Source organism: Pseudomonas mandelii, from assembly GCF_002251635.1.
In the GTDB taxonomy this organism is placed as follows: Bacteria; Pseudomonadota; Gammaproteobacteria; order Pseudomonadales; family Pseudomonadaceae; genus Aquipseudomonas; species Aquipseudomonas mandelii_B.
In genome coordinates this window covers 1-6,580 of record NZ_NMOJ01000028.1, presented here as the reverse complement: position 1 = coordinate 6,580, position 6,580 = coordinate 1, and the positions used below count along the sequence as shown (strand labels likewise).

Annotated in this window: 7 protein-coding genes; 6 read left to right on the top strand and 1 reads right to left on the bottom strand. The window is 60.4% G+C overall.

What is annotated here, in order from left to right:
• Positions 1 to 248 precede the first annotated feature (248 nt).
• A complete protein-coding gene (locus B7L09_RS04430) occupies positions 249 to 1,169 on the top strand; it encodes a transporter substrate-binding domain-containing protein (protein ID WP_255141757.1) in 921 nt (306 codons plus the stop codon).
• Here the strand turns inward: B7L09_RS04430 and B7L09_RS04425 are convergent.
• Complete coding sequence (locus B7L09_RS04425) at positions 1,166 to 2,083, bottom strand: LysR family transcriptional regulator (protein WP_053257656.1); 918 nt, start codon at positions 2,081 to 2,083, stop codon at positions 1,166 to 1,168. The two genes, B7L09_RS04430 and B7L09_RS04425, sit on opposite strands and share 4 nt — an antisense overlap.
• Before the next feature lie 105 nt (positions 2,084 to 2,188).
• On the opposite strand from B7L09_RS04425, the gene B7L09_RS04420 reads away from it, so the two are divergent.
• The 5 genes from B7L09_RS04420 (at position 2,189) to B7L09_RS04400 (ending at position 6,509) form a co-directional block, all read left to right on the top strand.
• Positions 2,189 to 2,947 (top strand): 5-oxoprolinase subunit PxpA, encoded by a 759-nt coding sequence (locus B7L09_RS04420; RefSeq protein ID WP_064453830.1) that lies wholly within the window; start codon positions 2,189 to 2,191, stop codon positions 2,945 to 2,947.
• A 92-nt stretch (positions 2,948 to 3,039) separates the two neighbouring features.
• On the top strand, positions 3,040 to 3,285 hold the full coding sequence (locus B7L09_RS04415) for an acetyl-CoA carboxylase (RefSeq protein WP_010459264.1): 246 nt from the start codon (positions 3,040 to 3,042) through the stop codon (positions 3,283 to 3,285).
• Between the two features lie 10 nt (positions 3,286 to 3,295).
• The gene (locus tag B7L09_RS04410; protein WP_094467883.1) at positions 3,296 to 4,642 is read left to right on the top strand and encodes an acetyl-CoA carboxylase biotin carboxylase subunit; all 1,347 of its coding nucleotides are present in this window, start codon (positions 3,296 to 3,298) and stop codon (positions 4,640 to 4,642) included.
• 17 nt (positions 4,643 to 4,659) lie between these two features.
• Positions 4,660 to 5,538: a 5-oxoprolinase subunit B family protein gene (locus tag B7L09_RS04405; protein ID WP_064453829.1), complete on the top strand. Its 879-nt coding sequence runs from the start codon at positions 4,660 to 4,662 to the stop codon at positions 5,536 to 5,538.
• The gene (locus tag B7L09_RS04400) at positions 5,535 to 6,509 is read left to right on the top strand and encodes a 5-oxoprolinase subunit C family protein (RefSeq protein ID WP_064453828.1); all 975 of its coding nucleotides are present in this window, start codon (positions 5,535 to 5,537) and stop codon (positions 6,507 to 6,509) included. Before B7L09_RS04405 ends, B7L09_RS04400 begins: the two co-directional genes overlap by 4 nt.
• The last annotated feature ends 71 nt before the right edge of the window (positions 6,510 to 6,580 follow it).

Below are 6,580 nucleotides of genomic sequence, written 5' to 3'. Positions count from 1 at the left end.
TNNNCCAGACGTGTCGGCATTTCGCGAAGTAATCCCCCGATAAAGCTGCCGCCTGAACATCGCGATGGAATTCGTTCGATCTCGCACATGCCTCGGTTTTCTGATCTGGCGCAAAGTATCTACCGTCCCTGGGCGTAGTGTTGGCAATAACGTTTCGTAGACACGCCGGAAATTGGTGCTCACATCCTTTACGTTTTTCAGTGTGTTTTGAGATGTCTTTGCCTTTTTCATACTTTCAAGGGTGTCCCATGAAAACCTCATATTTCGTAGCAACGACAATCCTCGCCGCAGGCTTGTCCGCCATTGCATCTCCCGCGAATTCGCAGACACTCGAAAAAGTTTCCGACAGTAACATAATCACCGTGTCTTACCGGGAGGCGTCGGTACCTTTCAGCTACTTGATCAGTCCTGCCGAAGCCGTAGGTTTCTCAGTCGATTTAACCGATGCCATCGTTGATGATGTGCGCAGGAAGCTCAACAAGCCGAACCTGGAAGTGGCTCACATTCCAGTGTCTTCGCAAACCCGCATTCCGTTGCTGGTCAATGGCACATACGATCTGGAGTGCGGATCCACCACCAACAACGCTGCCCGTGGCAAGGATGTGGCTTTTGCAATTAGCCATTTCTACACAGGCACGCGCCTGTTGACCAAGAAGACCTCCGGCATAAAGAACTACGCCGATCTCGCAAAGAAGACTGTCGCCAGTACCGTTGGCAGCACGAACGAGAAGGTCCTTCGCCAATACAGTGCCGACAACAATCTAGACGTACAGGTCGTCTTGGGCAAAGACTATGACGACTCCATGGCGCTGGTTGAAAATGATCGTGCCGTGGCGTTTGCCATGGACGATATCCTGCTGTTTGGCCTCATGGCGAACTCGAAAAATCCTGATTCGCTCGAAGTCGTGGGTGATGCGCTGCAAGTCGAACCCTACGGCTGCATGCTTCGCAAAGATGATCCTGAATTCAAGCAATTGGTCGATGGCACCATAACCCGTCTGATGGAGTCGGGCGAATTTGCAAGGCTATACACCAAGTGGTTTCAATCACCGATTCCTCCAAAAGGAATGAACCTGAACATGCCGATGAGCGAACAACTCAAAGCCATGCCGCAGCGGGTGCGGGTCTTTATGGATTGGCTGGCCGCCACGTTGCAATCGCAGCTCTAACGCCGTGCCGACAATTGTTGCGGCGCGAGGAAGGCGTCGTGGAAGTAGTCCCGAAAGGCCTGCATGGCGGGGGTAAATGCGCGTTCGCGATGCCAGGCCAAGCCGACGCTCATGGGCGCTACCGGGTCGGTCACGGTCAGGGTTTCGATGCGTTTGCCTTCCAGGGACCACGGCCTGTGCACCAGGTCCGACAGAATCGCCACGCCGCTGCCGTTGGCAACCATGCTGCGCACGGCCTCGACCGAACTGGTGCGCAGCCGCACCTTGGGCGTTTGCCCAGCCTGTTCCCAGTAACGCATGGCGCTGTGTTCGGCTTCATCGACGGTGAGCAGGATGTAAGGTTCTTGCGCCACATCGGCCAGGCTGACGGCGCCGCGCTCGCACAAGGGATGGTGGCTGGGCAGCCATAGGCGGCGTTCCGAATTGAACAGGATTTCGGAAACGATATCCGGGTGAGTGAGGTTGGCGGTGAGCACCACGGCCATGTCGAACTGGCCGTCGAGCAGGCCGTGTTCGATGGCCTGGCGTTCCTGTTCGAACACCTCGATGGTCACGTCCGGGTGCCAGTGCTCCATGCGCTGCAAGTGGTGGGGCAGGAAATAGCCGAGCACGGTGTAGCTGGCGGCGACACGCAGCACGCCACTGGCGCGGTAGTCCGGCAGCGGGCTGTTCAGTGCGTCATCCACGCTGCGCACGATCACGTAGGCGCGGTTGAGAAAGTGCCGCCCGGCGTCGGTCAGGTTCATGCCCTGGGCCGAGCGCACAAACAGCTGCACGCCGAGCATCGCCTCCAACTCCTTGATCGCCGTGGTCACCGCCGACTGGGAGATGTTCAGATGAATCGCCGCCTGGGAAATCTGGCCGATTTCGGCGGTGGCGATAAAGTAGCGGACTTGGCGCAACGTCAGGGACATGGCTTTATCTGTTTTTCAGAAGATAGGCCATCTGATAATAGATCTTCCCAAGGGGTCAAGCCCCAGCCTACTTTCCTGGCATCACCTTTGGCGGAGCAATTCCCGATGCAGGCAGTGGATTTCAATTCAGACATGGGCGAAGGCTTCGGCCCCTGGACCATCGGCGATGGCGTTGACGCGGAGCTGATGGCCTATATCAGCTCGGCCAATATCGCCACCGGTTTCCACGCCGGCGACCCCGGCACCATGCGCCGTACCGTTGCGCGCGCCAGGCAACTCGGCGTGGCCATCGGCGCGCATCCGGGCTTTCGCGACCTGGTGGGTTTTGGCCGCCGGCATATCAATGCACCGGCCCAGGAGCTGGTGGACGACATGCTCTACCAACTCGGCGCCCTGCGCGAAATCGCCCGCGCCCAAGGCGTCACGCTGCAACACATCAAGCCCCACGGCGCGCTCTACATGCACCTGGCCCGCGACGAAGAAGCCGCCCGGCTGCTGGTGCAAAACCTGCAAATCATTGAGCCCACACTCTTGCTGTACTGCATGCCCAACTCGGTCATCTGGCGCGTCGCCAAGGAGCTTGGGCAACCGGTGGTGCGCGAGTTTTACGCCGACCGTGAGTACGATCTGAGCGGCTCCATTGTATTTACGCGGACTGTGCGCGCGCTTGATCCTGCCACCGTCGCGGCGCGGGTCCTGCGTGCCTGTCAGACCGGGCGCGTACGCACCGTGGAAGGCGAAGACCTGTTGATCGAATTCGATTCCATCTGCCTGCACAGCGACACCCCTGGCGCCCTCGAACTGGTGGAGGCCACCCGCGAAGCCCTGGACCAGGCGGGCATTGTCGTCAGAACGCCTCAATAAGAAGGTCCAACCTGTACTTTTTGCCTGCCTTTCTACAATGATTCCAAGAGATTTTTGCCTGCCTTTCTACAACTATTCCAAGAGGAACAGACATGGCCGAACACCCTGTAATCACCCCGTTGCCCGGGACCTTCTACCGCAAAGCGACTCCTGAATCGGCGAACTTCGTCGAGGTGGGCGCGCAGGTCAGTGCCGACACGGTGATTGGCCTGATCGAGGTCATGAAGCAGTTTTCCGAACTGACCGCCGGAAAGGCCGGTCGCCTCAGCGCATTCCTGGTAGAAGACGGCGATCCGGTGGAACCGGGTCAGGTCGTCGCAACACTCGACGACGAGTGAGGGCGCGATCATGACTCAAGGTATTCGTAAATTATTGATTGCCAACCGTGGCGAGATCGCCGTGCGGATTATCCACGCCGCCAAAGCGTTGGGGATCCCCACCGTTGCGGCATGCAGCGAGGCAGACGTCGATTCCCAGGCCGCGCGCATGGCCGATGAGGTCCACATCCTCGGCCCGGCCCGTGCGGATAAAAGTTACCTGAACGTCGAAGCGTTGCTCGGTGCCTTGAAAACCACCGGCGCCAATGCAGTACACCCCGGTTATGGTTTTCTCTCGGAGAACGCCGATTTTGCCGAAGCGGTCCTTGCCGCCGGCGCCATTTTCGTCGGCCCGAGCCCGGACACGATTCGGCGCATGGGCGACAAAGCCGAGGCCCGACGCACTGCGCAAGCCGCTGGCGTGCCGGTGGTGCCGGGTTCCCCCGGTGAATTGTTCGACGTCGAATCGGCGCTTGAGGCCGCCGAAGCCGTGGGCTTCCCTCTGTTGATCAAAGCCTCGGCCGGTGGGGGCGGGCGCGGCATTCGCCTGGCGGAAAACGCCCAGCAACTGACAGAAGAGTTTCCCCGCTCACAGCGTGAAGCCCAGGCCGCGTTTGGCAATGGCGCGGTTTACCTGGAGCGGTTTATCAGCAAGGCCCGGCACATTGAAGTGCAGGTCTTGGGCGACGGTCAGCACGCCGTGCATTTGTTTGAGCGGGAATGTTCCCTGCAACGTCGCAGGCAGAAAATCTTTGAAGAAGCGCCGTCACCGGTCCTCAGTCAGCAGCAACGGGAAACCCTCTGCGCCAGCGCCGTGCGCCTGACCGAATCCCTCGGCTACAAGGGCGCCGGGACGCTGGAGTATCTGTATGACGACGCCACCGGCGAGTTTTTCTTTATCGAGATGAATACGCGGATTCAGGTTGAGCACCCGGTCAGCGAATTAATCACCGGCATCGATCTGGTCCAGGCCATGTTGCGCATTGCCGGGGGTGAACCGCTGGGCTTCAAGCAAAGTGATATCCAGCTCAACGGCGCCGCCCTGCAAATGCGCCTGAACGCTGAAGACCCGGCGCGGGATTTCTTTCCCAGCCCGGGGCTGGTCGAGGAACTGATCTGGCCGCAGGGTGAGGGCATTCGCGTCGATACTCATCTGTATCAAGGCTACCGTGTGCCGCCGTACTATGACTCGCTGCTGGCCAAGCTGATCGTGCATGGCGCTGATCGCGCCGAAGCCCTGGCCCGAGCGCGGGTTGCGGTAAGGCGAACCACGCTCACTGGCATGGCCAGCACCTTGTCCCTGCACGGCGTACTGCTGGAGCAAAACGCCTCAATAAGAAGGTCCAACCTGTACTTTTTGCCTGCCTTTCTACAATGATTCCAAGAGGAACAGACATGGCTCAAACGTCCCCCATCCGCTACAGCTTCGGCGGTGATGAACACCTGTTTGCCGAGGTCAGCGACAGCATGTCCCTGGAGGCCTTTTTCAAAGGCATGGCCGTGACCCGCGCCGTGGAGCGCCTGGCGCTGGAAGGCGTGCTGGACGTGTGCCTGGCCAATGCATCGTTCCAGATTCGCTTCGACCCCGACCGTATCGCGCCGCATGTGCTGCTCGACGCCGTGCAGAGCGCTGAAGCCCAGGCGGTGGCCGAACGCACCTTGCACACGCGGATCATCGAAATCCCGGTGCTCTATAACGACCCGTGGACCCATGAAACCCTGATGCGTTTTCGCGACCGGCATCAAGACCCCACAGGCACTGATCTGGAATACGCGGCGCGCATCAATGGCTTGGCTGACGTCGACGCGTTTATCGCCGCCCACAGTGGCGCGCCGTGGTTTGTGTCGATGGTCGGCTTTGTCGCGGGCCTGCCGTTCATGTTCCAGATGGTCGAGCGTGAACGGCAATTACAGGTGCCCAAGTACCTGCGCCCGCGCACCGACACGCCCAAATTGACCCTCGGCCATGGTGGCTGTTTTGGCTGCATCTACTCGGTGCGCGGCGCCGGCGGTTACCAGATGTTTGGGGTGACCCCGGCACCCATCTACGACCCGGCCCAGCAGTTGGCGTACCTCAAGGAACACATGGTGTTCTTTCGGCCCGGTGACATCGTGCAGTTCAAACCCATGGACCGCGAGGCCTATGACCTGGCGGTTGCCGAGGTGGATGCAGGGCGTTTCGACTTGCGCATCCGCCCGGTGGAATTTTCCCTCGACGCCTTTCTCGCCGACCCCGTCGGCTATCCGAAAACCCTGCAGGAGGCGCTGGCATGATCAAAATCCTCAAACCCGGCCTCGCCACGTCCGTGCAGGACCTCGGCCGCGAAGGCTATTACCACTTGGGCATTCCGCCGTCGGGCGCGTTGGACCAATACGCGTTGAGTGCGGCCAACCATCTGGTGGGCAATCCGAGTGGTGCGGCGGGCCTGGAATGCACTTTGATCGGCCCTGAACTTGAGTTCCGACAGGACGCGCTGGTGGCACTCAGCGGTGCGCTCATGTCGCCGCGCCTGGACGGTGAAGTGGTGCACCAGGACACCGCGTTCCAGGTGCGTGCCGGGCAGGTCTTGCGCTTTGAGTTTCCCAAGGCCGGCGCGCGGACTTATCTGGCAGTGGCCGGTGGCATTGATGTGCCGCGGGTGCTCGGCAGTCGCTCGACGTACACCCTCGGTGCACTTGGTGGGTTCCAGGGGCGGCGCTTGCAGGAAGGGGATGAACTGCCGATAGGTGAGCCGAGCGGCCGGGGCCGTGCGGGCAACAGTTTGCCGATGGCGCTGCGGCGTTCAGTTGGTGGTGACGTGACGTTGCGCGTGGTGCCGGGCCTGTATTACGAGCGCCTGACAGACGCGGCCAAGAGCAGTTTTTTTGCCGAGCCGTGGACCGTGGGTTCCGAGGCGGACCGCATCGGCTATCGCTTCAAAGGCGGCAGCGCGTTGAGCTTTCAGCCTCGTGAGCAACCGTTTGGCGCGGGGTCCGACCCGTCGAATATCGTCGACAGCTGTTACCCGATAGGCTCGATCCAGGTGCCGGCGGGGTTGGAACCGATTGTGCTGCACAGGGATGCGGTGTCGGGCGGTGGCTACGCGATGATCGGCACGGTGATCAGTGCGGACCTGGACTTGATCGGGCAGATGCAGCCGAACCAACGGGCGGGGTTTGTGGCGGTGACGTTGGAAGAAGCGCTGGAGGCGCGGCGGGTGTACAAAAAACGGCTGAAGGCAATGGCTGGACTGTTCACCTCCTGACACACCATAAACTCTTGTGGGAGCTGGCTTGCCTGCGATAGCGGTGGATCAGTCAACAGATAGGGAAGCTG